Source organism: Lysobacter rhizosphaerae (assembly GCF_054779795.1).
The window spans coordinates 93391-119618 of sequence record NZ_BAAGXO010000011.1; the positions used below are offsets into that span (position 1 = coordinate 93391).

General features: G+C 65.8%; 25 protein-coding genes and 1 pseudogene. 11 read left to right on the forward strand and 15 right to left on the reverse strand.

The genetic code is table 11. From position 1 onward, the window contains the following. Nucleotides 1–15 precede the first annotated feature (15 nt). From ACYVGE_RS15285 to ACYVGE_RS15330, 10 genes are all read right to left on the reverse strand, one after another. Nucleotides 16–516 (reverse strand): HvfA family oxazolone/thioamide-modified RiPP metallophore, encoded by a 501-nt coding sequence (locus ACYVGE_RS15285; RefSeq protein WP_460730952.1) that lies wholly within the window; start codon nucleotides 514–516, stop codon nucleotides 16–18. 365 nt (nucleotides 517–881) lie between these two features. After that, complete coding sequence (gene phoU, locus ACYVGE_RS15290; protein ID WP_457097494.1) at nucleotides 882–1586, reverse strand: phosphate signaling complex protein PhoU; 705 nt, start codon at nucleotides 1584–1586, stop codon at nucleotides 882–884. A 143-nt stretch (nucleotides 1587–1729) separates the two neighbouring features. Continuing rightward, on the reverse strand, nucleotides 1730–2539 hold the full coding sequence (gene pstB / locus ACYVGE_RS15295; RefSeq protein ID WP_460731091.1) for a phosphate ABC transporter ATP-binding protein PstB: 810 nt from the start codon (nucleotides 2537–2539) through the stop codon (nucleotides 1730–1732). Nucleotides 2540–2612: 73 nt separating this feature from the next. Then, nucleotides 2613–3476, reverse strand: a complete 864-nt coding sequence (gene pstA, locus ACYVGE_RS15300) for a phosphate ABC transporter permease PstA (RefSeq protein ID WP_460730953.1) — start codon at nucleotides 3474–3476, stop codon at nucleotides 2613–2615. Next, nucleotides 3476–4444 carry a phosphate ABC transporter permease subunit PstC gene (gene pstC / locus ACYVGE_RS15305; RefSeq protein ID WP_460730954.1) on the reverse strand — a complete coding sequence of 323 codons (969 nt, stop codon included), beginning with the start codon at nucleotides 4442–4444 and terminating at the stop codon, nucleotides 3476–3478. The genes pstA and pstC overlap by 1 nt, the downstream gene beginning before the upstream one ends. A gap of 377 nt (nucleotides 4445–4821) precedes the next feature. Next, nucleotides 4822–5898 (reverse strand): phosphate ABC transporter substrate-binding protein PstS, encoded by a 1077-nt coding sequence (pstS, locus tag ACYVGE_RS15310; protein ID WP_460730955.1) that lies wholly within the window; start codon nucleotides 5896–5898, stop codon nucleotides 4822–4824. Nucleotides 5899–6043: 145 nt separating this feature from the next. Further along, on the reverse strand, nucleotides 6044–7342 hold the full coding sequence (locus tag ACYVGE_RS15315) for an OprO/OprP family phosphate-selective porin (protein WP_460730956.1): 1299 nt from the start codon (nucleotides 7340–7342) through the stop codon (nucleotides 6044–6046). Between the two features lie 176 nt (nucleotides 7343–7518). Further along, the gene (gene nth, locus ACYVGE_RS15320; RefSeq protein WP_460731092.1) at nucleotides 7519–8151 is read right to left on the reverse strand and encodes an endonuclease III; all 633 of its coding nucleotides are present in this window, start codon (nucleotides 8149–8151) and stop codon (nucleotides 7519–7521) included. A 98-nt stretch (nucleotides 8152–8249) separates the two neighbouring features. Further along, entirely contained in the window at nucleotides 8250–8633 is a 384-nt protein-coding gene (locus ACYVGE_RS15325; protein WP_460730957.1) for a hypothetical protein, read from the reverse strand. Nucleotides 8634–8658: 25 nt separating this feature from the next. After that, the gene (locus tag ACYVGE_RS15330) at nucleotides 8659–9465 is read right to left on the reverse strand and encodes an enoyl-CoA hydratase/isomerase family protein (protein ID WP_460730958.1); all 807 of its coding nucleotides are present in this window, start codon (nucleotides 9463–9465) and stop codon (nucleotides 8659–8661) included. Between the two features lie 202 nt (nucleotides 9466–9667). On the opposite strand from ACYVGE_RS15330, the gene ACYVGE_RS15335 reads away from it, so the two are divergent. The 4 genes from ACYVGE_RS15335 (at nucleotide 9668) to ACYVGE_RS15350 (ending at nucleotide 12193) form a co-directional block, all read left to right on the forward strand. Continuing rightward, nucleotides 9668–10351 carry an FKBP-type peptidyl-prolyl cis-trans isomerase N-terminal domain-containing protein gene (locus tag ACYVGE_RS15335; protein WP_460730959.1) on the forward strand — a complete coding sequence of 228 codons (684 nt, stop codon included), beginning with the start codon at nucleotides 9668–9670 and terminating at the stop codon, nucleotides 10349–10351. A gap of 126 nt (nucleotides 10352–10477) precedes the next feature. Next, nucleotides 10478–10663 carry a DUF1289 domain-containing protein gene (locus tag ACYVGE_RS15340; protein WP_460730960.1) on the forward strand — a complete coding sequence of 62 codons (186 nt, stop codon included), beginning with the start codon at nucleotides 10478–10480 and terminating at the stop codon, nucleotides 10661–10663. An 8-nt stretch (nucleotides 10664–10671) separates the two neighbouring features. Continuing rightward, nucleotides 10672–11283 (forward strand): CoA pyrophosphatase, encoded by a 612-nt coding sequence (locus ACYVGE_RS15345; RefSeq protein WP_460730961.1) that lies wholly within the window; start codon nucleotides 10672–10674, stop codon nucleotides 11281–11283. Nucleotides 11284–11347: 64 nt separating this feature from the next. Beyond that, a complete protein-coding gene (locus ACYVGE_RS15350; RefSeq protein ID WP_460730962.1) occupies nucleotides 11348–12193 on the forward strand; it encodes a sulfurtransferase in 846 nt (281 codons plus the stop codon). A gap of 39 nt (nucleotides 12194–12232) precedes the next feature. Here ACYVGE_RS15350 and ACYVGE_RS15355 read toward each other — a convergent pair whose 3' ends face one another. Then, complete coding sequence (locus ACYVGE_RS15355; RefSeq protein WP_460730963.1) at nucleotides 12233–13006, reverse strand: enoyl-CoA hydratase/isomerase family protein; 774 nt, start codon at nucleotides 13004–13006, stop codon at nucleotides 12233–12235. A gap of 53 nt (nucleotides 13007–13059) precedes the next feature. On the opposite strand from ACYVGE_RS15355, the gene ACYVGE_RS15360 reads away from it, so the two are divergent. Further along, nucleotides 13060–13491 carry a copper chaperone PCu(A)C gene (locus tag ACYVGE_RS15360; protein ID WP_460730964.1) on the forward strand — a complete coding sequence of 144 codons (432 nt, stop codon included), beginning with the start codon at nucleotides 13060–13062 and terminating at the stop codon, nucleotides 13489–13491. 32 nt (nucleotides 13492–13523) lie between these two features. On the opposite strand, the gene ACYVGE_RS15365 is transcribed toward ACYVGE_RS15360, so the two are convergent. The 3 genes and pseudogenes from ACYVGE_RS15365 to ACYVGE_RS15375 all read right to left on the reverse strand — a co-directional run bounded on the left by ACYVGE_RS15365 (nucleotide 13524) and on the right by ACYVGE_RS15375 (nucleotide 18045). Further along, nucleotides 13524–13931 (reverse strand): acyl-CoA thioesterase, encoded by a 408-nt coding sequence (locus tag ACYVGE_RS15365; protein WP_460730965.1) that lies wholly within the window; start codon nucleotides 13929–13931, stop codon nucleotides 13524–13526. Between the two features lie 20 nt (nucleotides 13932–13951). Continuing rightward, nucleotides 13952–16813: pseudogene (gene uvrA, locus ACYVGE_RS15370) on the reverse strand (excinuclease ABC subunit UvrA); the annotation flags it as partial. 176 nt (nucleotides 16814–16989) lie between these two features. Next, nucleotides 16990–18045 (reverse strand): OmpA family protein, encoded by a 1056-nt coding sequence (locus ACYVGE_RS15375; RefSeq protein WP_460730966.1) that lies wholly within the window; start codon nucleotides 18043–18045, stop codon nucleotides 16990–16992. Between the two features lie 187 nt (nucleotides 18046–18232). Between ACYVGE_RS15375 and rplU the strand changes: the two genes are divergently transcribed. The 3 genes from rplU (at nucleotide 18233) to obgE (ending at nucleotide 20053) form a co-directional block, all read left to right on the forward strand. Then, entirely contained in the window at nucleotides 18233–18541 is a 309-nt protein-coding gene (gene rplU / locus ACYVGE_RS15380; protein ID WP_386748936.1) for a 50S ribosomal protein L21, read from the forward strand. A 15-nt stretch (nucleotides 18542–18556) separates the two neighbouring features. Continuing rightward, on the forward strand, nucleotides 18557–18817 hold the full coding sequence (rpmA, locus tag ACYVGE_RS15385) for a 50S ribosomal protein L27 (protein WP_310053372.1): 261 nt from the start codon (nucleotides 18557–18559) through the stop codon (nucleotides 18815–18817). A gap of 135 nt (nucleotides 18818–18952) precedes the next feature. After that, nucleotides 18953–20053, forward strand: coding sequence for a GTPase ObgE (gene obgE / locus ACYVGE_RS15390; protein ID WP_460730967.1), 1101 nt, complete (start codon nucleotides 18953–18955; stop codon nucleotides 20051–20053). Nucleotides 20054–20159: 106 nt separating this feature from the next. On the opposite strand, the gene rpsT is transcribed toward obgE, so the two are convergent. Beyond that, nucleotides 20160–20429 carry a 30S ribosomal protein S20 gene (rpsT, locus tag ACYVGE_RS15395; RefSeq protein ID WP_187711742.1) on the reverse strand — a complete coding sequence of 90 codons (270 nt, stop codon included), beginning with the start codon at nucleotides 20427–20429 and terminating at the stop codon, nucleotides 20160–20162. Nucleotides 20430–20572: 143 nt separating this feature from the next. Here rpsT and murJ point away from each other — a divergent pair, with 143 nt between their 5' ends. The 3 genes from murJ (at nucleotide 20573) to ileS (ending at nucleotide 26148) form a co-directional block, all read left to right on the forward strand. Then, nucleotides 20573–22162: a murein biosynthesis integral membrane protein MurJ gene (gene murJ, locus ACYVGE_RS15400; protein ID WP_460731093.1), complete on the forward strand. Its 1590-nt coding sequence runs from the start codon at nucleotides 20573–20575 to the stop codon at nucleotides 22160–22162. 123 nt (nucleotides 22163–22285) lie between these two features. Next, nucleotides 22286–23263: a bifunctional riboflavin kinase/FAD synthetase gene (locus tag ACYVGE_RS15405; RefSeq protein WP_460730968.1), complete on the forward strand. Its 978-nt coding sequence runs from the start codon at nucleotides 22286–22288 to the stop codon at nucleotides 23261–23263. 71 nt (nucleotides 23264–23334) lie between these two features. Then, complete coding sequence (ileS, locus tag ACYVGE_RS15410; protein ID WP_460731094.1) at nucleotides 23335–26148, forward strand: isoleucine--tRNA ligase; 2814 nt, start codon at nucleotides 23335–23337, stop codon at nucleotides 26146–26148. Nucleotides 26149–26228 lie beyond the last annotated feature (80 nt).

Below are 26228 nucleotides of genomic sequence, written 5' to 3' on the forward strand. Positions count from 1 at the left end.
CCATCGTGCGTCAGGTCAGGCCGAACCGCCGCACTTGCCCTCGCCGCACTTGCCTTCCATCTTGGCCTTCTCGCCAGCGGGCTTGTCGGCGGCAGGCTTGTCGGTCGCCTTCTTGTCGGCGCCGCACTTGGCCTCGCCGGCTTCCTTGTGGGCCTTCATTTCATCGGCGGTGATGAAGCCATCCTTGTTGGTGTCGTGCATCGCGAACATGGCCGTGTCGCCGTTGTGCTTGGCGCCGAACTCGGCGGAAGAGACCTTGCCGTCCTTGTCCGTGTCCATGACGTCAACGCCGCACTTGCCTTCACCACACTTGCCTTCGGCGCTCTGCTTGTCGGCGCCACAGTTGGCTTCAGCCTGCTTGTCGCCGGCCTTGGCGGCGCCGGCGGTGCTGGCGCCCACCATGTAGCCGCTGCCGAGATCGGTCATGGCGAAGGCGGATGCCGACAGTGCGAGGCCACCGACGAGGGCAGCGCCGACGGCGAGGGCGAGCGGCTTGTTGATCTGCTTGCTGGACATGGTGTGCTCCTGGTTCAGGGGATCGGGCAAAGCCCGCGGGTAATGGCCGGCCGAAGTATGTACGGAACGGCAGTGGAAAAGGATGCAGGTTGCTTCAGGAGGGCCGGTGCTGGTGGGCGAGTATCCGCGCCGCGATGCGGCCGCGACTTCGCGGCTTCCTCGACCAGTGGTTCCATGTCCGGTCATCCCTCGTGGGTTGGGAGAATGCGCGCGGCCGATGGCGCGTGCATATCCCAAGAGTGGGGGGAGGCCGGATCAGGTGTGGTCGTGAAGCCGGCCTTCACGCCAATATTCAGCCAAGGTTTAGCCCGGCGGCTGTGTGAGCGGGACCCCGCCAAGAAAGGTCAGGGTCCGTGTCGAGCGGGTCAGGTGCCCGTCGAGATCGATTCGTCGCGCTTCTCGCGCGGAGGCAGCGATTCCTCGCCCTTGACCAGGAACCAGACGTTCTCGGCGATGTTGGTGGCGTGGTCGCCGACGCGCTCCATGTTCTTGGCCATGAACAGCAGATGCGTGCAGCCGGTGATGCTGCGCGCGTCTTCCATCATGTAGGTCAGCAGTTCGCGGAACAGGCCGGTATAGGCGATGTCGATCTCGGCATCGCGGGCGCGCACGCGCTGGGCCTGTTCGATGTCGCTGTCTCGATAGGCGGCCAGTGCATCGCGCACCTGTTGCACGGCCAGCATGCCCAGGGCGTGCAGGCCGGCGATGTGCGGGAGCGGTGGTGCCAGGTTCAGCGCGCGCGAGCGCTTGGCGACGTTGGCCGCGAGATCGCCGATGCGCTCGATGTCGGCCGCAATCCGGATCGCAGCCAGGATCTGACGCAGGTCGCGCGCCATCGGGCCGCGCAGCGCCAGCTTCATCACGTCGTGGCTGACCTCGTGCTCGATGGCGTCGATGGCCTCGTCGTTGGCGATGATGCGTTCGGCCGCCCTGTCGTCGCGGCGCTGGACCACGTCGAGTGCGGCTTCAAGCTGCGCGGCGGCCATTTCGCCCATGCGCAGGGTTTCCTTGAGCAGGCGCTGCTGTTCGTCGTCGTAGCTCTTCACGATGTGGTCGTGCATGTTGTTCATACCTGTTGTCGTTTTCGGTTGCTCTGCGCGAAGTCTTTGCTGCCGTCCGTGGCGGGACTATGTCGCCTTCGGATGGTCCGGCCCGGCCATCCATGGCCGGGCGTTCGCCAGGCCACGCGGCAGTGCCGCGTAAGCGGCCTGCCTCACCCAAACCGGCCGGTGATGTAGTCCTCGGTCTGCTGCTTGGTCGGCTGCGAGAAGATGGTTTCGGTCGCGCCGTGTTCGACCAGGTCGCCCAGGTACATGAAGGCGGTGAAGTCGGAGACGCGCGCGGCCTGCTGCATGTTGTGGGTCACGATCGCGATCGTGTAGTCCTTCTTCAGTTCCTCGATCAGCTGCTCGATGCGGCTGGTCGAAATCGGATCGAGCGCCGAAGTCGGCTCGTCGAGCAACAGCACGTCCGGCTTCAATGCGACGGCGCGGGCGATGCACAGGCGCTGCTGCTGGCCGCCGGACAGGCCCAGGGCGCTCTGGCCCAGCTTGTCCTTCACTTCGTCCCACAGGGCGCCCTGACGCAGCGCGCTTTCGACGCGGTCGTTCATTTCCGACCTCGAGAGTTTCTCGTGGTGGCGAATGCCGTACGCCACGTTCTCGAAGATGGTCATCGGGAACGGAACGGGCTTCTGGAACACCATGCCGACCTTGCTGCGCAGGCGATTCATCGGGTACTTGAGGTCGAGGATGTTCTCGCCATCCAGCAGCACCTGGCCCTTGGCTTCGAGCTTCGGGTACAGCGCGTAGATGCGGTTGAACACGCGCAGCAGCGTCGACTTGCCGCAGCCGGAGGGGCCGATCAGCGCGGTCACGCGCTTTTCCGGAATCTCCAGGTTGATGCTCTTCAGCGCATGGAACTTGTCGTAGTAGAAGTCCAGGCCGCGCGCGGCGAGCTTGACCGGCGACGCCGCGACGCTGGCGCGCTCGGGAGTGGCAAGGTTGAGGCGGGCGTCATTCATGGCGGTGGACTGTCGGCTGGGAGATAAGGTGGTGATATCGGGAACGTTGGTGAGCTGCATGGACATACGTTCCTCAGTCATGGGAGATCTTGTTGCGCAACAGGAACGTGCGCGCGAACAGGCTGACCAGCAGCACGAACACCGTGAGCACCAGCGCACCGGCCCAGGCGAGGGCTTCCCAGTTGGCGAAGCCGCTGCCGGCGAACTTGTACATGACGAGCGGGACCGCAGCCATGGCGCCGGTGAGGTCCGTGCTCCAGAATTCGTTGCCGAACGCGGTGAACAGCAGCGGTGCGGTTTCGCCGGAGATGCGGGCCAGCGCCAGCAGGATGCCGGTGACGATGCCGGCCGAAGCACTGCGGTACAGCACCTGCACGGTCACCTTCCACTGCGGGACGCCCAGCGACAGCGCGGCTTCGCGCATCTGTGCCGGCACCAGTCGCAGCATTTCATCAGTCGTGCGCACCACCACCGGCAGCACGATGAAGGCCAGCGCGAGCGAGCCGGCCAGTGCGGAGAACTGGCCCCCGGTCTGCATCACGAACACGGCGTAGACGAACAGGCCCAGCACGATCGACGGCGCCGACAGCAGGATGTCGTTGACGAAACGCACCGTGGTGCCGAGCTTGCTGTTGTTGCCGTATTCGGCGAGCCAGGTACCCGCGGCGATGCCCAGCGGCGCGCCGATCAGGATGCCGAGCCCGCACATCACCGCGCTGCCGAAGAAGGCGTTCTTGAGCCCGCCTTCTTCCAGCGGCGGGGGCTGGTTCTGCGTGAACAGTGCCCAGTTGACGCCGCCGATGCCCTTGGAGACCAGCGTCCATAGGATCCAGCCGAGGAAGCACAGGCCGAACAGGGCGGCCACCGTGGCCAGTCCGATGGCAATGCCATTGGTGATGCGACGGCGCAGGTAGAGCGAATGTGCGGCGGCGGTCATCAGTTGCCCTCCTTGCGGGCCAGCTGCGCAAGCATCAGGCGGGCGATGGCGAGCACGACGAAGGTGACGATGAACAGCACGAAACCGAGCAGCAGCAGCGCGGAGCGGTAGGTTTCGGTCGCTTCACCGAAGTCGTTGGCGATCAGCGCGGCGATCGTGGTGCTGGGTTCCAGCAGTGACTTGGTGAAGCCCACGCTGTTGCCGATCACGAACGCCACCGCCATGGTTTCGCCCAGCGCACGGCCGAGGCCGAGGAACACGCCACCGATCACCGCCGAGCGCGTGTAGGGCAGGACGATGTCCCAGCTCACTTCCCATTTGGTGGAGCCCAGCGCATACGCCGATTCCTTCAGGCGCGTCGGCACGGTGAGGAAGACCTCGCGCATCACCGAAGAGATGAACGGAATCACCATGATCGACAGCACGATGCCTGACGTGAGGATGCCGGCGCCGATCGGCGGGCCCTGGAACAGCGGGCCGACCACCGGCCAGGTGCCGGCGTGGTCGTTGAGCCAGGGCACGATGGATTCGCGCATCACCGGCATCAGGATGAAGAAGCCCCACATGCCGTAGATGATCGAGGGCACGCCGGCGAGCAGCTCGATCGCCGAGCTCACCGGGCCGCGCAGCCAGCGCGGCGCGACTTCCGTCAGGAAGAAGGCGATGCCGAAGCTCACCGGCACGGCGATGAGCATCGCGATGATCGCGGTGACGACCGTGCCGTAGATCGGCACGAGCGCGCCGTACTTGTCCTCGACCGGATTCCAGTCGGAAGAGAAGAAGAAGCTCAGGCCCTGGACCTGCAGCGCGGCACGGCCGCCCCAGAGCATCGACAGCGCGGCTCCGGCCAGCGCAATCAGCACGAACAGAGCGGTGCCGGTCAGCACCCAGCGGAACAGCTTGTCGTTGCGCGCGTCGGCGACGTCGCGGCTGCTGGTGGTCGTGAGGGGCAGGGCGGTGGTGTTCATCGGATCCGCGGTTGGCAATGGGCGCAGGGGGCCGCTTGGCACCGCGCGGTTGCTGGCAGGGGGGGCATGGCGCGATTCAGGCGGGGCTGGCCGGGAGGGCCAGCAGGTGCCGCCATGAAATGATGTTTTTGTTACAGGGGAATGACATTGGGCTGTAATGCGCCTGTCATCCCGGATGCCCCGACCGTCTACGGGCAGGTCCAGGCATCCATCCCGGGAGGTCCCAAGCCACCCGAGGCGGTCCAGGGCTCCACCCGGGGAGGTCCAGGCATCCGCGCGAAGAGGGCCTGACGTCCACCATCCCGTTCACAAATAGAAAGCGGGCCCGAGGGCCCGCTTTCATTCAACTCGACCCGTTTGGATCAGAACGTTGAGGATCAGAACTTCATGTTCTGGGCCCAGTAGGCCTCGACCTGCTTCACCAGCGCGTCCGGCAGCGGCACGTAGTCCAGGGCCTTGGCCTGGGTATCGCCGTTGGCGTAGGCCCAGGTGAAGAAGTCCTTGGCGTTCTTGGCGCCGGCGGCATTCTTGGGCTGCTTGTACATCAGGATGAAGTTGGTCGCGGTGATCGGCCAGGACTTCTCGCCCGGGGCATTGGTCATCACCAGGTAGAAATCCTTGGCGTTGGCCCAGTCGGCGTTGGCGGCCGCGGCGGCAAAGCTGTCGTCGGAGGGCAGCACGAAGTTGCCGGCGGCGTTCTTCATGCGCGAGTAGGCCATCTTGTTCTGCAGCGCGTAGGACAGTTCGACGTAGCCGATGCCGCCCTTGATCTGCTTCACGTAGGCGGCGACGCCCTCGTTGCCCTTGCCGCCGATGCCGGTCGGCCACTTCACGGCCGTGCCTTCACCGACCTTGGTCTGCCACTCCGGGCTGACCTTGGACAGGAAGTTGACGAAGTTGAACGTGGTACCCGAACCGTCCGAGCGATGCACGACGGTGATCTTGGTGTCGGGCAGCTGCACGCCGCTGTTGAGCGCGACGATCGCCGGGTCGTTCCACTTGGCGACCTTGCCGAGGAAGATGTCCGCGAGCGTCGGGCCGTCGAGCTTCAGTGCACCCGAGGCCACGCCCGGGACGTTGATCACCGGCACCACGCCGCCGATGACGGACGGGAACTGGGCCAGGCCGAACTTGGCCAGCTCTTCCGGCTTGAGCGGGGCATCGGAGGAACCGAAGTCCACCGTCGCGGCCTTGATCTGGGCGATACCGCCACCCGAGCCGATCGACTGGTAGTTGACCTTCTTGCCGGTGGTCTTGGCGTACTCGGCCGACCACTTCGACATGATCGGGTAGACGAACGAAGCGCCGGCGCCGGTGACGTCGGCGGCGAACGCATTGGCTGCTGCAAACGTAGTGGCAACCGCCAGCGCGGCGACACGGAACTTGAGGGACTTGAACACGGATAGGCTCCTGGAGAGAAACGACGGGCATGGCCCGTTCCGCGTGCATTCCATAACGGTTCGATGACAGCAGCAGGTCACAAATATTTCAGTTGGATGACATCGCGGGCTTTGCAGGCCTGTCGTTCAGTCGCCGCACGGACAAAAAAAGGGGCGCGGTTTTCACCGCGCCCCTGAAGAGGGAGAGGAGTCTTCAGGCTTACCAGTAGAACTGGACGCGGCCTTCGATGATGTTCGGGTTGTCGTCGACTTCACCGCGGGCCGCGGTCGACCACTTGGTGGTGTCGACCATGACGTAGTTCAGGGCGAACTTGAAATTGGAGCGCCAGTACCAGTTCACGCCCGCGGTCCAGATGTTCTGCTTGCCGCCCAGCACGCCGGCGACCGCACCCGTGGTGGGGTTGCCGCTGCCATCGTTGAGGTCGAGGGTGTCGTAGCGCAGGCCCAGCTGCCACATGCCGGCACCCGGATCTTCCGGCAGGTTGGTGACCGGCACGCCGGCCTTGTAGCCCCAGGTTTCGCCGGTGACGTTCCAGACGCCGCTGATGTAACCGCCGTCGGACTTGTAGTCGTCGTGGCCAGCGCCGTAGCGCTTCAGGTTGGCCTGGTAGTACTCACCCTGCACCTTGAACGGGCCGTGCACCCACAGGCCTTCGGCGCTGCCGATGCCGATGCGGTCGGTGTCCCTGATGTCGCCGCTGTCGACGAGGCGCTGGGTGGCCAGGTCGGCATCCGGACGCGAACGCAGGCGGAAGGTGTCGGCGTCGGTGTCGTAGTCAACGTAAGCCAGGCCGACATGCAGGATGTTGCCGGTTTCGTTGATCGGCGCCCAGGTGCCGCGCAGGCCGAAGCCCTGGCCCTGTCCGAGGTTGCGGGTCAGTTCGCGGCCGAAATAGGCGCCAGTGACGCTCCAGTTGACGTCGCCGTAGCTGTAGGCGACGCCGGTGCGACGCGCCACGGCGTAGGTGTTGGTCACCGCGGCCTTGGAGATGAAGTCGTTGAAGCGGGTGCTCGACAGCTCTTCCAGGCTGTTGGGCTGCTTGTACTGGCCCACCTGCACGTAATGGTTGGCGTTGCCGCCGATCTTGTACTTGGCGTTGACGTCGAGCCACTTGCCGCCGGAGTTCACGGTCGAGGTGACGTTGGTGGCACCGTTATTGGATTCGTTGACCACCGCGACCGACTTCTGCGCGCTCGGATCGTAGCCGAGGGTCCATTCGAAATTGCCCGGGCCCTTGCCCTTGAGGATGATTTCCGCGCGGCGGATGGCGAATTCGCTGTCGCCGCCGTTGGCGCCGGCACTGGCCGCCGTGCCGCCGGTGCCTGCCGAGTTGAGATCGACGATGTCGTTGTCGTACCAGTTGCCTTCGGCCTGGACCAGGCCTTCGAACGAGATTTCCGAGCCGCCGATGACGTCGAGCGCGATTTCGGCATGGGCAGCGGGCGCGAAGAGTGCGGCCAGCAGGGCAACGGAAAGGGTACTGCGGGACAGTTTCATGGGATTAGCCCTTAGGGCGGGTTGGAGAGGACCCGCGCAGGCTAAGTAGTAAAGATTGCGTAAATGTGACAGCGCTGACTTATTTCGCAGCGATGACTGTCCGGTGACGATGGCCGGCACGACGGTGCGCGCTGCAGTGCGGACGCAGCTCGTGTTGCAGCTTCATGTATGTCTGCTCAGCGAATTGCGGGAACCGGTTCGCCCGGTGTCTTGTCCGCAAACCGGCACAGATCTCGGATCGCACAATGCGGGCAATCCGGCTTGCGCGCCTTGCATACGTAACGGCCGTGCAGGATCAGCCAGTGATGCGCGTCCTGCAGGTAATGCGCGGGTATGACTTTCTCGAGCCCGGCTTCCACCGCGCGCACGTCCTTGCCCGGCGCCAGGCCGGTGCGGTTGGCGACGCGGAAGATATGGGTATCGACGGCGATGGTGGGTTCGCCGAAGGCGGTGTTGAGCACGACGTTCGCTGTCTTGCGGCCCACGCCGGGTAGCGCCTCCAGCGCCGTGCGATCGCGCGGCACTTCACCTGCGTGCCGTTCAAGCAGCTGATGCGCCATCGCCACGACATTGGCGGCCTTGGTGTTGAACAGGCCGATGGTGGCGATGTACGGCTTCAGGCCCTCCACGCCGAGCGCGGCCATCTGCCTGGGCGTGTTGGCGATGGGGAACAGTTTGCGCGTCGCCTTGTTCACGCCGACATCGGTCGCCTGCGCCGAGAGCGTGACGGCCACGAGCAGTTCGTAGGGAGTGGAGTATTCGAGTTCGGTGGTCGGCGTGGGGTTCAACTCGGCCAGGCGAGAGAACATCTCTTCGATCTCCGCGGGCGACAGACGTTGCGGATTGCGCACGGCCTTCCTTGCTTTGGTGGTCGCGGCCTTCCTTGTTTGTTTCTTCGCTGCGGGACTCATGGTTTGCGACGCTCCGCCGCACGCGCCCTGGCACGTGCGAGAGCGGCTGCGGCCGCGGAGGGCAGGCCGGAGGCCGCTTCCACGGTGTTCGTCGCGGGTGCAGGCGTCGCACGTGCCGCCGCACGCTCCTGCGCGCGGCGTTGCAGGCGTGCCTGCCGTGCGCGATAGCGCTCGCGCGCGCCGAGCGCTGTCAGTCGGTCATCGCGCGCGGCCATTACACGGGCGCTGCAGGCAGCGTCGCAGTGTTCGCAGGACGCGATCTCCAGCAGGCCGAGTTCGATGGCTCGGTCGAGATCGTCTTCCGCCACCGCGGCGGCGATCGCATGCGCGACCACGCTGCGCCGCTCGTTGCAGCCGCAGACGGGACAGGGCGAAGTCATGGGAGACGGCGGCTCAGCGATCGGATCATTCGCCCTTGAACGCGGGCTTGCGGCGTTCAAGGAAAGCCGCGGTGCCTTCGCGCATGTCCTGGGTTGAGAACATGAGGCCGAACTGCGCGGACTCGTATTCGAGACCTTCCTCGATGCCGCATTCGCCGCCGATGTTGATGCAGTCGATCATGCCGCGCAGGGCAAGCGGCGCAGCATTGGCCAGCTGTTCGGCCAGCTTCATGGTCTCGGCTTCGAGATCCGCAGCCGCCACCACGCGATTCACGATCCCCAGCTGCAACGCCCGCGCCGCATCGATCGGCGCGCCGGTGAGGCAGAGTTCCAGCGTGGCCGCGCGACCGGCCAGGCGCAGCAGGCGCTGGGTGCCACCGAAGCCGGGAATCAGGCCGAGGTTGATCTCGGGCTGGCCGACCTTCGCGGTGTCCGCGGCGATTCGCAGGTGGCAGCACATCGCCAGTTCCAGGCCGCCGCCGAGGGCGAAGCCGTTGACCATGGCGATCACCGGCTTGGGCATGCGTTCCACCCTTCGCATCATGCGGGTGCCGCGCAGGGAGAAGTCACGGCCCTGCACCGGCGTGAGCAGGTTCATCTCGGCGATATCGGCGCCGGCGACGAAGGCCTTCGGCCCCGCGCCGGTCAGGACCACCACGCGCACGGCCGGGTCGCCGGCAGCGGCGTCGAAGGCGACGTGGAGGGCATCCAGGGTGGCTCCGTTGAGCGCGTTCAGCTTGTCCGGCCGGTTGACCGTTATGACCCGTATGGCGCCGTGGTCGGCGGTGCTGACGGGGGGCGCGGAGGCGGTTGAATGGGTGTTTTGCGACATGTCGGCCTGGGAATTTTTGTGCCGGCGCGGAACTCCGGGCGGGCAGGGAGGTCAGTGGATGGTGTCAGTGGCGGTTAAGCCCTGTCGCCGTTATCCTAGCGCGCTCTTCCGGTCAACCAGCCTGGTTATCGGTGCGGCGGCAGAGCGCATCAGTTGCCGGGCGGCACAAGCCGCCTTCTTTTCATAATTGAGGTTTCATCGAATGAAGTTGCGTCTGATCGCTGCCGCCGTAGCGGCCCTGCTCCTCGCCGGCAACGCTGTCGCGCAGGATACTTCTACCGAAAAGGGCAAGCTGAGCTACGCGCTGGGCTATGACCTGGGCCGCAATGCCGTCGAGAGCGGCGAGCAGGTCGACGTCAACGCCATCGTCAAGGGCCTGCAGGATGGCGTTGCCAAGAAGCAGCCGTCGGTTCCGGTCGACCAGCTCCGCACCGCCGTGCAGAACATGCAGAAGCGCCAGGCGGAGAAGGCCAAGGCCGAGTGGGACAAGGCCGCCGCCACCAACAAGGCCAAGAGCGACAGCTTCGTCGCCGCGAACAAGTCCAAGGCCGGCGTGAAGAGCCTGCCGAGTGGCGTGCAGTACCGCGTCATGGAAACCGGCACCGGCGCCAAGCCGACCATGGCCAGCACCGTGCAGCTGGAAGTCGCCGGTCCGTATCCGTTCGGCGAGCGCCCGAATCCGGCGCGTCCGGCCGGCCAGGTCCCCGGCATCAAGCTCAGCGAGATCGAAGTGGCCGCGATGCGTGAAGTGCTGCAGCAGATGCCGGCTGGCTCGAAGTGGGAAGTCACGCTGCCCGCCGACAAGTACATGGGCGCAGACCCGAACACCCGCTTCCCGCCGAACGTCGCGGTGCAGTTCGAAATCAAGCTCGTCAGCGTCAAGTAACCACTGCGTCGTGGTGCGCATGGCGCCCACGACTGGTCCCGATGTGGACGCACTGATGTGAACGCATTGCGCCGGCTCATGCCGGCGCAATGCTTTTGGGGCCCACGAAACCGTAAAATCGCTGCAATGACGACCAACTTTCGCGCCGTGCTGAGCCCCTGTGTCGGCGTCTGTTTCCTGGGCGACGATGGTCTGTGCACCGGCTGCCATCGCACCGGAATGGAAATCGCCCGTTGGACACAGATGAACGACGACGAGCGCCTGCACCTGATGGAAGCCGTATTGCCCCAACGCGAGTCGCAACGCGGGTGAGCGAGGGAATGTTTCCGATCGACCGCATCGCCGCGGCCCTGCATCCGCTGACGGACGCGCCGGCGGGCGAGGGTTGGAACCATGCGGAAATCATCGACCTGCTGCCCGAAGGGCGTGCGTTGGTCGAGGCGGCCGTGCTGGTCGGCCTGATCCGGCGCGAGGAAGGTATGCAGGTGCTGCTCACGCGTCGCACGGATGCCTTGCGCAACCACGCGGGGCAGGTGAGTTTCCCCGGAGGGCGCCTGGAGGCGGACGATACGGACGCCGTGGCGGCGGCGACGCGCGAAACCTTCGAGGAAGTCGGCATCCCCGCCTCGCTGATCACGCCGCTGGGCTACCTCGACGCCTTCACCACCATTACCGGCTTCCGCGTGCTGCCCGTGGTGGCAACCATCGCCAACGACTATGTCGCCCGACCCGATGCGAACGAAGTGGCGGAGGTATTCGAAGTGCCACTCGCGTTCCTTCTCGATCCGGCCAACCTGGCCAGCCTGTCGCTGGAGCATCGCGGCCGTGCGCGCCAGGTGTGGGAGTTCAGCTATCCGGGCCAACGCATCTGGGGCGTGACCGCCGCCATCGTGGTGAACCTGCGCGAGCGTCTGGCCGCTGCCGCCCATTGAGCGCGTATTGGCAGGTTACGGGGCGCCTACAATCCGGGCATCCATAGAAGAGGGAGGATTCTTGATGGGCTGGAACACGCTGGTGCCCGCGGAGACCCTGGCAATTGCCTTGGATCGTCCCGACGTGGTCATTGTCGATTGCCGCTTTTCTTCATCCAATCCCGGGGCTGGCGAGTACGCCTACGAACATTCGCACCTGCCGGGCGCGGTGTATGCGCACCTGGAGCGTGATCTGTCGGACATGGCGCGCCGGGGGCAGGGCAATGGCCGCCACCCCTGGCCCGATGCCGCCACGTTCACCGAGAAGCTGGGGCGGTGGGGCATCCTGCCGCACCACCAGCTCGTCGCCTACGATGATGCCGATGGCGCGATGGCGGCGCGTTTCTGGTTCCTGATGCGGGCGCTCGGGCATGAGAAGGTCGCCGTCCTCGATGGCGGGTTCAAGCGCTGGGAAGGCATGCGCCTGCCGGTCAATTCGGACCTCGTCCGGCGTCGGCCCACGACTTATACGGCCCAGTTCGACGGGGCGCGGCTGCTCGATGCGTCACAGGTGCAGGCGCGGCTCGCGGAGGGCGATCTGCTGGTGGATGCGCGGCCTGCGGATCGCTTCCGCGGCGAAAACGACTTCATGGACCGCGTGCATGGCCATGTGCCGGGAGCAGTCAGTCGTCCGTATGCGGAGAACCTGCACGAAGGCCGCTTCAAGACCCCGGTGCAGCTGGCTGCCGAGTTCCGGGCCGCGCTGGACGGACGCACGCCGCAGCAGGCCATCATGATGTGCGGATCCGGCGTCACTGCATGCCATCACCTGCTGGCGATGGAGCGTGCGGGGTTGGGTGGCGCGAAGCTTTACACCGGCTCGTGGAGCGGCTGGATCGAGGATCCGTCGCGACCGATGGCGCAAGGGTGATGCAGGGGTGCCGGGCATGCAGCCCGGCACTCGCCGCCGCTACTTTCCAAGCCGCGCGACGAGCGCTTTCAATCCGGCCTGGGTGTCCGGTTCCGACCACGCATCGATGAAGCGCGCGAGCTGGATGCTCTCGGGCGACATTGCCACGACGAGATCGGCGCGGGAGATGGCACGCGTCGTGAGCACCGGTTGGCGCGGGAGCTTGAGCAATGACTGCAGCCAGGCGACGGAGCGCGCGACCACCTGCTCGCCGTCGGCGAGTTCGTCCACGAGGCCGAGGGCCAGCGCGCGTTCGGCGTCCACCAGTTCGCCAGTAGCAAGCAATACGCCAGCGCGATGCTTGCCGACGGTGCGTGCCATCAGCTGCTGGATGCCGCCGGGTGCGACCAGGCCCACCTGGGTCTCATTGAGGCCAATGCGGAACGGGCGCGTCGGATCATCGGACTTCGCCATTACGCGGTAGTCGCAGCACAGCGCGAGCACACAGCCGCCGGCAGGCGCATGGCCCGTGAGCGCAGCCACCACGGGCACGGGCGAATTCGCCAAAGCGCGCGCGGCGTCGAAGAACGCGCCCCAGTCCCTCATCAAGGCAGCGCGGTCGTCGCCCAACGACACAAGGTGTGGCACGTCGAGACCGGCGGAGAACACCTTCGGGTTGCCGGAGAGGACCAGCCCCTGTGCCCCCTGCGCAACGGACTCGGTGACCGCACGCTGCAGGGCGCGGCACAGGTCCGGGTCGAGCGCGTTCACGGGCGGACGGGCGAGGCGGATTTCGATGATGTCGCCGTCGTGGCGGATGGTTTCGATGGCCATGCGTCAAGTCATCCTGGAAACAGAGCCGTTATCATAGGCGCATGCACAAGCGCATGAACCTGTTTCGAGCCTGCATCCTGGCGCTCGGCCTTGCCGCCGTCCTCCCCGCGTGCGCGCGCGAGTGCCTCCCGCAGGTGCGTGATGGCTGGATCCGGCTGACGCCCGTGAAGATGCCGATGATGGCCGGCTTCGGCCGCATCGAGAATCATTGCCCGAATCCGGTGACGATCACCGGTGTGAGCAGTCCGGCATTCGGTGATGCATCAATGCACGAGACGCGCATCGTGGATGGCGTCAGCCGCATGCGCGAGCTGTCCGAGCTGCGCATCGGGCCTGATGGGGCGGCGGTATTGAAGCCGGGCGGCATGCACCTGATGCTGATGCAGCCGCGTACCGAGTTGAAAGAGGGCAGCCGTATCGCAGTCGAATTCGCGTTGAAGGACGGTCGCGTCCTGCGCGGCGAACTGGAAGTACGCAAGCCCTGACGCCGCGGCGCTGGAGCCAGCGCGCCACCACGTCATGCCATTGCGGCACGCACGGCGTCGGGCAATGCAATCGGACGGCCGCTGGCGCGATCGATCCACACCACGACCACGTGGCCGTCGCAATAAAGCGTCGCGCCGTCCTCGGACTTGATCCGGTGGCCGATGGTCACGCTGCTGCTGCCGATGCGATCGGTGAGGAGTTCGACGACCACGTCGGACGGATAGGGAATCGGCATCCGGTAATTCAGCTGCACCGCCGCCAACAGGGGCGCCATCACGTCATTCACCCACTCGCCATTCCAACTGGCGAACCAGCGGATGCGCGCCTCTTCGAGGTAAGTGAGGAAGTTGGAATTGTTGACGTGGTTGAACGCATCCAGGTCGCGCCAGCGCAACGCAACCGGCATGCGGAACAAAACGGGCCTGCTGTCGTCGTTCATGCGGCGGACTTCTTTTTTTGTGGCTTCGCCTTGCGCGTGGATTCGCCGGGAGTGATGCCCAGCAGCGGGGCGAGGAAGCGGCCGGTATGCGAATGCGGCAGCTTCGCGATCTCCTCCGGCGTGCCGGTCGCGAGGATGGTGCCGCCGCGATGGCCACCCTCGGGGCCGAGGTCGATCACCCAGTCGGCGGTCTTGATCACGTCGAGGTTGTGTTCGATCACCACCACCGTGTTGCCGTCGTCGCGCAGGCGGTGCAGGACCGCGAGCAGATGCTCGATGTCGTGGAAATGCAGGCCGGTGGTTGGCTCGTCGAGGATGTAAAGCGTGCGCCCGGTGTCGCGGCGCGAGAGTTCCTTCGACAATTTCACGCGCTGGGCTTCGCCGCCGGACAGCGTGGTCGCCGACTGCCCCAGCTTGATGTAGCTCAGGCCGACGTCCATCAGGGTTTCGAGCTTGCGCGATATCGATGGGATCGCCTCGAACAGGTTCAGCGCGTCCTCGACGGTCATCTCGAGCACGTCGTTGATGTTGTAGCCCTTGTAAAGGACTTCCAGCGTTTCGCGGTTGTAGCGCTTGCCGCCGCAGACGTCGCAGGGCACGTACACGTCAGGGAGGAAGTGCATCTCGACCTTGATCAGACCGTCGCCCTGGCACGCCTCGCAGCGCCCGCCGCGCACGTTGAAGCTGAAACGGCCCGGCGAATAGCCGCGCGCCCGCGCTTCGGGCACCTGTGCGAACAACTCGCGCAGCGGGGTGAACAGGCCGGTGTAGGTCGCCGGGTTGGAGCGCGGGGTGCGGCCGATCGGCGACTGGTCGATGTCGACGACCTTGTCCCACAGGTCGAGGTTTTCGTGCGAGCGATGCGCTGCCGGCGTATGCGAGGCGCCGTTCAGTTCGTTCGCGGCAAGCGCGAACAGGGTGTCGTTGATCAGCGTCGACTTGCCCGAGCCGGATACGCCCGTGACGCATGTGAACAGGCTCGCCGGGATCGCGAGGTCGACATCCTTCAGGTTGTTGCCGCTGGCGCCATGCAGGTGGAACGTGGTCTTCGCGTCGGGCTTGTGCCGCTTGGCCGGGATCTCGATCCGCTTCTTGCCGCTGAGATACTGCCCGGTGAGCGAGCGTGGTCCCTTCAGCACGTCGGCGAGTTGCCCCTGCGCGACGATCTCGCCGCCGTGCACGCCGGCACCCGGGCCGATGTCGACGATGTAGTCGGCGAGGCGGATCGCGTCCTCGTCGTGCTCGACCACGATCACGGTGTTGCCGAGGTCGCGCAGGCGGGTGAGCGTGCCGAGCAGGCGCTCGTTGTCGCGCTGGTGCAGGCCGATCGAGGGTTCGTCCAGCACGTACATCACGCCGACGAGGCCGGCGCCAATCTGCGAGGCCAGCCGGATGCGCTGCGCCTCACCGCCGGAAAGCGAATCGGCCTTGCGTTCCAGGGTGAGGTAATCGAGGCCGACGTCGACGAGGAAGCGCAGGCGGTCGCCGATTTCCTTGACGATCTTGATCGCGATCTCGCCGCGCCAGCCCGGCAGGTTGAGTGTCCTGAAGAAGTTCAGGGCCTCGTCGATCGGGAGGACGACGAGGTGCGGGAGCGGCTTGTCGGCGACGAACACGTTGCGCGCGGCGCGGTTGAGGCGTGCGCCATGGCATTCGGTGCAGGAGCGTTCGCTGATGTACTTCGCCAGTTCCTCGCGGACCGCGGCGGATTCGGTTTCCTTGTAGCGGCGCTCGAGGTTGGGGACGATGCCCTCGAAACGGTGCTTGCGCTGATGGCGCGTACCGCTTTCGCTGGTGTAGGTGAAGCTGATCAGGTCGTCGCCGCTGCCGAACAGCACGGCATCGCGTTGCTGGTCGCTCAGCGATTGCCATGGCGTGTCGACGCTGAACTTGTAGTGCTTGGCCAGCGACTGGATCAGGGCGAAGTAGTAGGCGTTGCGGCGGTCCCAGCCACGCACGGCGCCCGCGCCCAGGGAAAGCTCCGGGTGCACGACCACGCGTGCGGGATCGAAGAACTGCGCCACCCCCAGGCCGTCGCAGGTCGGGCAGGCGCCGACCGGCGAGTTGAACGAGAACAGGCGCGGCTCCAGTTCCGGCAGCGAGTAGTCGCAGACCGGGCAGCTGTACTTGGACGAGAACAGCAGGGGCTCAGCTTCAGGCTTGTCGAGCGAATGCACGGCGGCCATGCCGTCGCCGAGTTTCAATGCGGTTTCGAAGGACTCGGCCAGCCGCTGTTTGATGTCCTCGCGCGGCTTGAAGCGATCTATCACGGCCTCGATCGTGTGCTTGACGCGTAGTGCCAGTGGCGGCACCGCATCGATTTCGTACAGGGCGCCATCGACGCGCACGCGCACATAACCCTGCGCGCGCAGCTGCTCGAATATCTGGGCGTGCTCGCCCTTGCGTTCGCGCACGACGGGGGCGAGCAGCATGTAGCGTTGCTCGGGATCCAGGGTGAGGACCTGGTCGACCATCTGGCTGACCGTCTGTGCTTCCAGCGGATAGTGGTGGTCGGGGCAGCGCGGCGTGCCCACGCGCGCATACAGCAGGCGCAGGTAATCGTAGATCTCGGTGATGGTGCCGACGGTGGAGCGCGGGTTGTGCGAGGTCGCCTTCTGTTCGATCGCGATCGCGGGCGACAGGCCCTCGATGTGGTCGACGTCCGGCTTCTCCATCACGCTGAGGAACTGGCGCGCATAAGCCGACAGCGACTCGACATAGCGGCGCTGGCCCTCGGCGTAGATCGTGTCGAAAGCCAGCGAGGACTTGCCTGAACCCGACAGGCCCGTGATGACGATCAGCTTCTCGCGGGGCAGGTCGAGATCGATGTTCTTGAGGTTGTGCGTCCGCGCGCCGCGGATGCGGATGAAATCCAGCGCCATTGAGTCGGAATCCGGGGGCGAACAGGGGAGCGTAGCGAGGGGAAGAGGTTGGGGCAAATCGCCGTATTGCCAGCCTCGCCCAGTGCGCTGCGGGAGCAGTGTTCAGTTCGGGTGCCCGCAGCAAAAAACGGGGGCCGAAGCCCCCGTTTTTTGTCCATACCGATCGATCCGGGCAATCACTTCATCACGGTGAATTCCATGCGCCGGTTCTGCGCGCGGCCTTCCTCGGTGTTGTTGTCCGCTACCGGCATGTCCTGGCCATAGCCCTTGCTGGTCAGCATGTCGGCACCCACGCCGAGTTCGACCAGCCGCTTCGCCACCGCGGCAGCGCGGGCTTCCGACAATTTCTGGTTGGCGGCGGCGTCGCCGGTGTTGTCGGTGTGGCCGCCAATCTCGATGCGGGTGCCGGCGGGCGCCCGTTTGATCGCATCCGCGGCCTTGCTGAGGATGTCCTGGCTGTCGGCGGAGATGTTGGCGCTGTCGGTGTCGAAATGGACCACCATCAGGTTCAGTGCCTTGACCAGATCGTCGGCGGTGAAGCCGGCGGTGAGCTTCGCCAACGCTGCGGCGGCCGCTTCGGTGGAGCGTTCCATTGCCCGGCCGAGGTCCGGCATGGTCGCGGTGGGTGCGGCGGTCTTGGCGGGCGGGGTCATCGCAGGCGCGACCACTTCCTCACGCTTGCAACTCCTGAAGGCCAGGAACCCGGCGATCACCAGCGCGGCCAGCGCCAGCCAGGGCAGCAGGCGGCCCAAGCCGCCACGTGCCGCGGCCTCGGCCTGTCGCACCCCCGCGCCCGCGGCCCGGGTGCCCGCCGCCATGGTGGCCGCGCCCATGCCCCCCAAGCCGCCCAGCCAGCCGCTCAGCCGGTCTGGCAGGCTCATAGGGAGCTGGCCGTTATCGCTCAGCTCGTTGACCGCGTCCGGCAGCATCGCCGCGGCGGCGTTGCTCACCGTGGCCTGCGGCAATCCCAACTTGCTGGCGATGCCGCCCAGGGCGTCCGCGCCGAGCACGCCTTCGAGCTGGCCGGGGCTGATGGGCTGCCTGGGGCCGCTACCCAGCCAGGATTGGACCATGTCGCCCATGCCCTGGCTGCGGAAAGCCTGCAGGAATCCGGCCGGTCCCCCGCTCTTGGCGTTGAAGATCAGCCCGATCAGCAGGCCCAGGAGCTGTTTGGCCTTGTCCGGGGCCAGGCCGAACCGGCCGGCCGCCTGTTCAATGATGCGGTCGAACATGGTGTCCTCCGAATGAAGCACCGCAACTGGCGGCCGCCGGACTACAGCACGGGGTCCGTTAAAGGGGTGCCAGCTTTTCGGTGAGAGGGGCAGTTGACCCTAACTCGCTGAAACCTATAGAATTCCGCTTCTGTCCGCCCGATCCGGGTGCGGCAGGCGACCAAAATAACTACAGAGGAATCTGGTCATGTACGCAGTTGTACTCACCGGCGGTAAGCAATACCGCGTAATGAAGGGCGAGACGCTCCGCGTCGAACTGCTCGATGTCGAAGCCGGCAGCGAGATCAAGCTCGACAACGTGCTGATGCTCGGCGACGGCGAAACCGTCAAGCTCGGCGACGCGCTCAAGGGCGCTTCCGTCAGTGCCAAGGTCATCGGCCACGGCCGCGCCGACAAGGTGCGCATCGTGAAGTTCCGTCGCCGCAAGCACCACCGCAAGCAGATGGGTCACCGTCAGCACTACACCGAAATCGAAATCACCGGCATTGCCGGCTAAGCAGGAGAAGCAGCCATGGCACACAAAAAGGGCGTAGGTTCCTCGCGCAACGGCCGCGACTCCAACCCGAAGTACCTGGGCGTCAAGATCTACGGCGGCCAGGCCATCGAGGCCGGCAACATCATCGTGCGTCAGCGCGGTACCAACTTCCACCCGGGTTCGGGCGTCGGCCTCGGCCGCGACCACACCCTGTTCGCGCTGATCGACGGCAAGGTCGAGTTCTCGACCAAGGGCCTGAAGAAGCGCCGCACGGTCAGCGTCGTCGCTGCCGAGTAATCGAGCGACGTCTGCAGTCCCGCGAAGCCCCGCCGCAGGCGGGGCTTCGTATTTCAGGAACCTGCGAATGCAGGTCTCCGCCCACGCGATACGTTTCGTTGTGAAGCGTCACGCCTTCCTATCTAATTCCTTCCCATGAAACTCGTCGACGAAGCCGAAATCCAGGTCATCGCAGGTGACGGCGGCAACGGTTGCGTTGGCTTCCGCCGTGAGAAGTTCATTCCGCTCGGCGGCCCCGATGGCGGCGACGGCGGCGATGGCGGCAGCGTCTGGCTGGTCGCCGACGAGAACCTCAACACGCTGGTCGACTTCCGCCACCAGAAGCAGTTCCGCGCCCGGCGCGGCGAGAACGGCATGGGCCGGCAGATGTACGGCAAGGCCGGTGACGACCTCACCATCACCGTGCCGGTCGGAACCGTGGTCACCAACGTCGAAACCGACGAAGTGATCGGCGACCTCACCCGGCACGGCGATCGCCTGCTGGTGGCGAAGGGCGGCAAGGGCGGCCTGGGCAACATGCACTTCAAGAGCTCGATCAACCGCTCGCCGCGCAAGGCGCTGCCTGGCCTGCCCGGGGAAGAGCGCGCGCTCAAGATGGAGCTGAAGCTGCTCGCCGACGTCGGCCTGTTGGGCTTCCCCAATGCCGGCAAGAGCACCTTCATCCGCGCGGTCTCGGCGGCCACGCCGAAGGTCGCGGACTATCCGTTCACCACGCTGTATCCGAACCTCGGCGTGGTCAGCGTCGAGCCGCATCGCAGCTTCGTGATTGCGGACATCCCCGGCCTGATCGAAGGCGCGGCGGAGGGCGCGGGCCTGGGAACGCAGTTCCTCAAGCATCTGCAGCGCACGCGATTGCTGCTGCACCTCGTCGACATAGCTCCGATGGAAGGTGGCGTCGAAGGCATCAGTCCGGCCGAGCAGGTGCGCGCGATCGAGCGCGAACTGGAAAAGCACGATCCCGAGCTGCTGCAGAAGCCGCGCTGGCTGGTGTTGAACAAGGCCGACCTGCTGCTGGAAGAAGAGCAGCAGGCCGAGTCGCAGGCGATCATCGACGAGCTCGGATGGAAGGACCGCTGGTACCTCGTGTCGGCGATTGGCCGTGAAAACACCTGGCCGATCATGCTCGAGGTCATGAGCTTCTTCGACCAGCTCAAGCAGGCAGCGCAGGAAGCCGCTGATGATGCGGCCTATCGTAGTGCGCAGGCCGGAACAGGCCACGTCGACGATGCTGTCTGACGTCGCTGCGCGCGCAGATAGCGCCTTCGCCGGCAACAAAAAAGCCCCGCTCTTGGCGGGGCTTTTTCAGCAGGCGCTCGTGGCGCCTGCTCGAAGCACGCTTGCCTCAGGCAGCCGACAGCGCCTTGATGCGCGCGGTCAGACGGCTCTTGTGGCGGGCAGCCTTGTTCTTGTGGATCAGGCCACGCGAGCTGAAACGATCGAGAATCGGCTGGGCCACGACGAAGGCAGCCTGGGCGCCGGCGGCGTCGTTGGCGTCGAGTGCCTTGAGGACCTTCTTGACGGCGGTGCGGAGCATCGAACGCTGAGCGGCGTTGCGGGCATTGCGCACGACGGTCTGCTTGGCGCGCTTCTTGGCGGACTTGATATTGGCCACGACAGGGAATCCTGGAAACTGGTGTTGAAGGGTTTTGGGAAAATCAGACAGAAAATTATGGGCGATTCAGTAGCTTGCGTCAACAACCTGCATATCCACGGTTCCGGGAAGCCCCCGGGGAGGGGCGCATGAGCCGCCCGAAGATGATCCGGGGCCTGCTTTCGTTCAGCAGCATGACCATGGTCTCCCGGGTCCTGGGGCTGATCCGCGACATCGCGATCACCTCGACCTTCGGTGCCAACGCCGCCACCGACGCCTTCTGGGTGGCCTTCCGCATTCCCAACTTCATGCGCCGGTTGTTCGCCGAAGGCTCGTTCTCGACCGCCTTCGTACCGGTTTTCACCGAGATCAAGGAAACCCGGCCCCACGCCGACCTCAAGGAGCTCATGGCCCGGGTCTCGGGCACGCTGGGCGGCGTCCTGCTGGTGGTGACGGCCCTGGGCCTGCTTTTCACCCCGCAGGTCGCGTGGTTGTTCAACCTGGGCGGCGAGGCGCATTCGGAGAAGTTCGGCCTGACCGTCGACCTGCTGCGGCTGACCTTCCCGTTCATCCTGTTCGTGTCGCTGACGGCGCTCGCGGGTGGAGCGCTGAACAGTTTCCACCGCTTCGGCATGCCAGCGCTGACGCCGGTCATCCTCAACCTCTGCATGATCGCGGGTGCCCTTTGGCTGTCGCCGCACCTGCAGGTGCCGATCACGGCGCTGGGCTGGTCCATCCTGGCGGGCGGCATCCTGCAGTTGCTGTTCCAGTTGCCGGCATTGCGGGGACTGGACCTGCTGACCCTGCCGAAGTGGGGATGGAACCATCCCGATGTGCGCAAGGTGATGAAGCTCATGGTGCCGACGCTGTTTGGCTCCTCCATCGCGCAGATCAACCTGCTGTTCGACACGGTGATCGCGGCGCTGCTGTACACCGGTTCGCAGACCTGGCTGTCCCAGGCGGACCGCTTCCTCGAATTGCCGCTGGGCGTATTCGGCATCGCACTGGGCACGGTGATCCTGCCGACGCTGTCGCGCCACCACGTCAACACCGACCACGAGGGGTTCTCCAAGGCGCTCGACTGGGGCCTGCGCACGACCCTGCTGATCGCGTTGCCGGCGATGCTCGGCCTGATGCTGTTGTCGCAGCCGCTGGTCGCGACGTTGTTCCAGCACAAGCAATTCACCGCGTTCGACACGCGGATGGCAGCGATGTCGGTGTTCGGGCTCAGCTTCGGCCTGCCGGCCTTCGCCCTGGTGAAGATCGTGCTGCCGGCGTTCTACGCGCGCCAGGACACGCGTACGCCAGTGCGTGCAGGCGTGGCGTCCCTGGTCGCCAACATGGTCCTCAACGTCGTGTTCCTCGCGATCCTGTTCGTGCTTTGGGTCCCGGCTGACAAGCAGGGCAACGTCATGCAGGGCCTGGCGAGCACGCCTGGCCTGCACCTGGCGATCGGCCTGGCCAGCGCGTTGGCGAGCTACCTCAATCTGATGCTGCTATGGCATTGGCTGCGCAAGGCGGGGGTGTACCAGCGCCAGCCGGGCTGGACGCGCCATTTGACCCGCCTTGGGCTGGCCTGCGCCGCGATGGCGATTGCGCTGCTCGTGGCATTGCATTGGATTCCCGACTTCACCGTGATCGGCAAGTGGGAGCGGATCGGTTACCTGGCCTTGCTGGTCGGCGGTGGCGGTGCGGTGTACCTGGGGGCCTTGCTGGCCGTCGGGTTCCGCCCGCGCGATCTGCGCGAGCATTGAGACCGGGCCACGGCGGCTATACTTCAGTGATGCGGTCGATCCGCAGATCTGACCTGAAAAGCCCGGCCCTGCCGGGCTTCGGCTGAATGCCCGGCCGAGTGCGCCGGGCCCCACAGAGATTCCATGAGCAGGCTGTTTCGCGACGTCGAAGGCGGGCCCCGTTGCCCGCACGGCAGTGTGGTCTGCATCGGCGCCTTCGACGGCCTGCACCTAGGGCATCAGGCGTTGGTGCGCCGCACCGTCGAGCGTGCGCGCGCGTTGGACGTGCCTGCGGTGGCCCTGAGCTTCGAACCGTTGCCGCGCGAGTTCTTCGCGAAGGGCAATCCGCCCCCGCGCCTGCTGTTGCCGCACGCGAAGGTGGAGCGCCTGCTGGCGCTGCATGTCGATCAGGTTGGCCTGCTCCGTTTCAACAGCCGGCTCAGCAGCCTCGCCGCCGAGGACTTCGCGCGCGTCGTGCTGCAACAGCGCCTGTCGGCGCGCGAGGTCTGGGTCGGTCCTGAATTCCGCTTCGGCAAGGGCCGGGCGGGCGACATCGCCGTGTTGCGGCGCGCGGGCACGGAACTCGGCTTTGCGGCCGATGAAATCGCCCCGGTCGAACTCGATGGCGAGCGTGTCTCCAGCACTCGAATCCGTATCGCGCTGCAGTCGGGCGACTTCTCTGGCGCCGCGCGCCTGCTGGGGCGCCCGTATTCGATTGGCGGCCATGTCGTGCGCGGCCGGCAGCTGGGCCGCGAACTCGGCTTTCCCACGGCCAACATCCGTTTCGCCGGCAAGATGCCCGCGCTGTCCGGCATCTACGCGACCTGGGTGCATGGCGTCGGCAGCGGGCCCCGGGCTTCGGTGTCCAGCCTCGGCACGCGGCCCACGGTAGCCGGCGTGGAGCCCCTGCTCGAAGCGCATCTGTTCGACTTCGCAGGCGACCTGTATGGCCGCCGCATCGAAGTCGAATTCGTCGCCAAGCTGCGCGATGAGCTGAAGTTCCCCGACCTCGATTCCCTCACCGGACAGATGCATCGCGATGCAGCGCAGGCACGTGCGATCCTGTCCTCCGGTTTTTCCAACGCCTCCTCGACGAGCCTTCGCCAGAGCGCCCCGCTGTGACCGACAAAGAAACCAGCCCAGACACCAGCAGGTACAAGTCCACCCTGCAACTGCCCGCGACGGAATTCCCGATGCGCGGCGACCTGCCCAAGCGTGAGCCGGAAACCCTGGCCCGCTGGGAAAGCGAGGGCCTGTACCAGCGGATTCGCGAAAAAACAGGCGGCCGCGAAAAGAGTTTCGTATTGCACGACGGCCCGCCGTACGCCAACGGTGCGATCCACATCGGCCACGCGGTCAACAAGGTCCTCAAGGACGTGATCGTGAAGTCGAAGCTGCTCGCCGGCTTCGACGCGCCCTACGTGCCGGGTTGGGACTGCCACGGCCTGCCGATCGAGCACGCGGTGGAGAAGAAGTTCGGCAAGGTCGGCGACAAGCTCGACGCTGCTGCATTCCGCGCCAAGTGCCGTGAATACGCCGCCGAGCAGATCGACCTGCAGCGCCGCGACTTCAAGCGCCTGGGCGTGCTCGGTGACTGGGAAAACCCCTACCGCACCATGGACTTCGCCACCGAAGCCGGGATCATGCGTTCGCTGGCGAAGATCATCGAGCGTGGCCACCTGGTGCGCGGCGCCAAGCCGGTGCACTGGTGCTTCGATTGCGGTTCGGCCCTGGCCGAGGCGGAGATCGAATACGCCGACAAGGTGTCGCCGGCCGTCGATGTCGCCTACAGCGCACGCAACCCGCAGAAGCTGGCGTCCGTGTTCGGCGTGTCGGTGGAGGAGGGCATCGATGTCGCGATGCCGATCTGGACGACCACGCCGTGGACGCTGCCGGCAAGCCTTGCGGTGACGGTCGGTCCCGACCTCGAATACGTGCTGGTCGAGGGCCCGGCTTACGCCGACGGCCGTCGCCGCCTGCTCGTGCTCGCCGAAGCGCTGGCGACGAAGGCGCTGGCTCGTTATGGCGTCGCCGATGTCGTCGTGCTCGGCAACGTCAATGGCAGCGAGCTCGAAGGGCAGCACCTGCAGCATCCGTTCTATCCGGAACGCGACATTCCCGTGCTGGTGGGCGAACACGTCACCGCCGACGAGGGTACCGGCGTCGTGCACACGGCGCCGGGGCATGGCCAGGAAGACTTTGTCGTCGGCCAGCGCTACGGCCTGCTCGACAAGTACACCGCCGCGCAGATGAACCCGGTCGACGGGCGCGGTCTGTACCTGCCGTCGACGCCGCCCGCAGATGGAACCACGCTCGCCGGCCTGCATATCTGGAAGGCGAACGACGTGATCACCGAGGTGCTGCGCACCAGTGGCCGCCTGCTCGCGCACGCCAAGCTCGAACACAGCTACCCGCACTGCTGGCGCCACAAGACGCCGGTGGCGTTCCGCGCCACGCCGCAGTGGTTCATCTCGATGGAGCAGGCCAACCTGCGCCGCGATGCCCTGCACGAAATCGGCCAGGTCAAGTGGATCCCGGAATGGGGCGAAGCACGCATCTACGGCATGATCGAAGGCCGTCCGGACTGGTGCGTCAGCCGCCAGCGCACCTGGGGCGTTCCGATCGCGCTGTTCGTCGATCGCGAAACCCAGGAACCGCATCCGCGTGCGGCCGAACTGATGCGCCAGGTCGCCGACGTGGTCGCGCGCGAAGGCGTCGATGCCTGGTATTCGCTCGATGCGGCTTCGCTGCTGGGCGACGAGGCCGCGAAGTACGACAAGGTCACCGACATCCTCGATGTCTGGTTCGATTCCGGCGTCACCCATGAATGCGTGCTCGCGCAGCGTCCGCAGGACGGATTGCGCAAGCCCGCCGATCTCTATCTGGAAGGATCCGACCAGCATCGCGGCTGGTTCCACAGCTCGTTGCTCACCGCCGTGGCGATGGACGGCAAGGCGCCGTACCGCCAGGTGCTCACGCACGGCTTCACCGTCGACGAGCAGGGCAAGAAGATGTCCAAGTCGATCGGTAATACGGTCGAGCCGCAGAAGGTGATCAACGCCATGGGCGCGGACGTGCTGCGTCTGTGGATCGCATCGACCGACTACCGCAACGAGATGTCGGTCTCCGACAACATCCTCAAGCGCAGCGGCGACGTGTACCGGCGCATCCGCAACACCGCGCGCTTCCTGCTCGCCAACCTCAATGGCTTCGATCCGGTGCAGCACCTGCGCCCGCTCGACGACATGGTCGCGCTGGACCGCTGGATCGTGCATCGCGCGTTCCAGGTGCAGCAGCAGATCGCCAAGGCCTACGAGGACTACGACTTCGCCGCGATCGTGCAGGCGCTGTCGAATTTCTGCAGCGTCGATCTGGGATCGCTGTACCTGGACGTCACCAAGGACCGCCTCTACACGATGCGCGAGGACTCGCGCGGCCGTCGTTCGGCGCAGAGCGCGATGTACCGGATCTCGGAAGCCTTCGTGCGCTGGATCGCGCCCATCCTCAGCTTCACCGCCGACGAGATGTGGCGGTACTTGCCTGCTGTTACCGGCGATGGCAAGCGCGAGGACAACGTGCTGTTCGCGACCTGGTACGACGGCCTGGCGCCATTGTCGGACGGTGCACCGCTCTCGGCTGCCGACTTCGACCGCCTGCTGGCGTTGCGCGAGGAAGTCAGCCGGACGCTCGAGCCCATGCGCGCCGCGGGCGAAATTGGTGCTGCGCTGGAAGCCGAGATCGGCCTGCGTTGCAGCACCGCGGACCAGAACTGGCTCGTGCCGATGGCCGATGAACTGCGGTTCCTGTTCATCAGCGGCGACGTGGAGGTGCTGGCCGATGACGCGGCCAAGGACATCGCCGTGCTCGCGACGCGCACGCGCAAGAGCAAGTGCGTACGTTGCTGGCATTACCGCGGCGACGTCGGCACGGATGCGGAGCATCCGGAGTTGTGCGCACGCTGCGTCGGCAATGTCGAAGGACCGGGCGAGGATCGCCGCTGGTTCTGAGTACCACGTGCGCCGGAGCGTTCCGGTCCTGCGGAATAACAACCAGTGTGCGGCAAACCCGCACCACACTCGCGGTAGGT

Coding starts and splice junctions, on each gene's coding strand:
- ACYVGE_RS15285 (WP_460730952.1), bottom strand. CDS start 516: ATGTCCAGCAAGCAGATCAACAAGCCGCTCGCCCTCGCCGTCGGCGCT.
- phoU (WP_457097494.1), bottom strand. CDS start 1,586: ATGAACAACATGCACGACCACATCGTGAAGAGCTACGACGACGAACAG.
- pstB (WP_460731091.1), bottom strand. CDS start 2,539: ATGAATGACGCCCGCCTCAACCTTGCCACTCCCGAGCGCGCCAGCGTC.
- pstA (WP_460730953.1), bottom strand. CDS start 3,476: ATGACCGCCGCCGCACATTCGCTCTACCTGCGCCGTCGCATCACCAAT.
- pstC (WP_460730954.1), bottom strand. CDS start 4,444: ATGAACACCACCGCCCTGCCCCTCACGACCACCAGCAGCCGCGACGTC.
- pstS (WP_460730955.1), bottom strand. CDS start 5,898: ATGGAATGCACGCGGAACGGGCCATGCCCGTCGTTTCTCTCCAGGAGC.
- ACYVGE_RS15315 (WP_460730956.1), bottom strand. CDS start 7,342: ATGAAACTGTCCCGCAGTACCCTTTCCGTTGCCCTGCTGGCCGCACTC.
- nth (WP_460731092.1), bottom strand. CDS start 8,151: ATGTTCTCTCGCCTGGCCGAGTTGAACCCCACGCCGACCACCGAACTC.
- ACYVGE_RS15325 (WP_460730957.1), bottom strand. CDS start 8,633: ATGACTTCGCCCTGTCCCGTCTGCGGCTGCAACGAGCGGCGCAGCGTG.
- ACYVGE_RS15330 (WP_460730958.1), bottom strand. CDS start 9,465: ATGTCGCAAAACACCCATTCAACCGCCTCCGCGCCCCCCGTCAGCACC.
- ACYVGE_RS15335 (WP_460730959.1), top strand. CDS start 9,668: ATGAAGTTGCGTCTGATCGCTGCCGCCGTAGCGGCCCTGCTCCTCGCC.
- ACYVGE_RS15340 (WP_460730960.1), top strand. CDS start 10,478: ATGACGACCAACTTTCGCGCCGTGCTGAGCCCCTGTGTCGGCGTCTGT.
- ACYVGE_RS15345 (WP_460730961.1), top strand. CDS start 10,672: ATGTTTCCGATCGACCGCATCGCCGCGGCCCTGCATCCGCTGACGGAC.
- ACYVGE_RS15350 (WP_460730962.1), top strand. CDS start 11,348: ATGGGCTGGAACACGCTGGTGCCCGCGGAGACCCTGGCAATTGCCTTG.
- ACYVGE_RS15355 (WP_460730963.1), bottom strand. CDS start 13,006: ATGGCCATCGAAACCATCCGCCACGACGGCGACATCATCGAAATCCGC.
- ACYVGE_RS15360 (WP_460730964.1), top strand. CDS start 13,060: ATGAACCTGTTTCGAGCCTGCATCCTGGCGCTCGGCCTTGCCGCCGTC.
- ACYVGE_RS15365 (WP_460730965.1), bottom strand. CDS start 13,931: ATGAACGACGACAGCAGGCCCGTTTTGTTCCGCATGCCGGTTGCGTTG.
- ACYVGE_RS15375 (WP_460730966.1), bottom strand. CDS start 18,045: ATGTTCGACCGCATCATTGAACAGGCGGCCGGCCGGTTCGGCCTGGCC.
- rplU (WP_386748936.1), top strand. CDS start 18,233: ATGTACGCAGTTGTACTCACCGGCGGTAAGCAATACCGCGTAATGAAG.
- rpmA (WP_310053372.1), top strand. CDS start 18,557: ATGGCACACAAAAAGGGCGTAGGTTCCTCGCGCAACGGCCGCGACTCC.
- obgE (WP_460730967.1), top strand. CDS start 18,953: ATGAAACTCGTCGACGAAGCCGAAATCCAGGTCATCGCAGGTGACGGC.
- murJ (WP_460731093.1), top strand. CDS start 20,573: ATGATCCGGGGCCTGCTTTCGTTCAGCAGCATGACCATGGTCTCCCGG.
- ACYVGE_RS15405 (WP_460730968.1), top strand. CDS start 22,286: ATGAGCAGGCTGTTTCGCGACGTCGAAGGCGGGCCCCGTTGCCCGCAC.
- ileS (WP_460731094.1), top strand. CDS start 23,335: ATGCGCGGCGACCTGCCCAAGCGTGAGCCGGAAACCCTGGCCCGCTGG.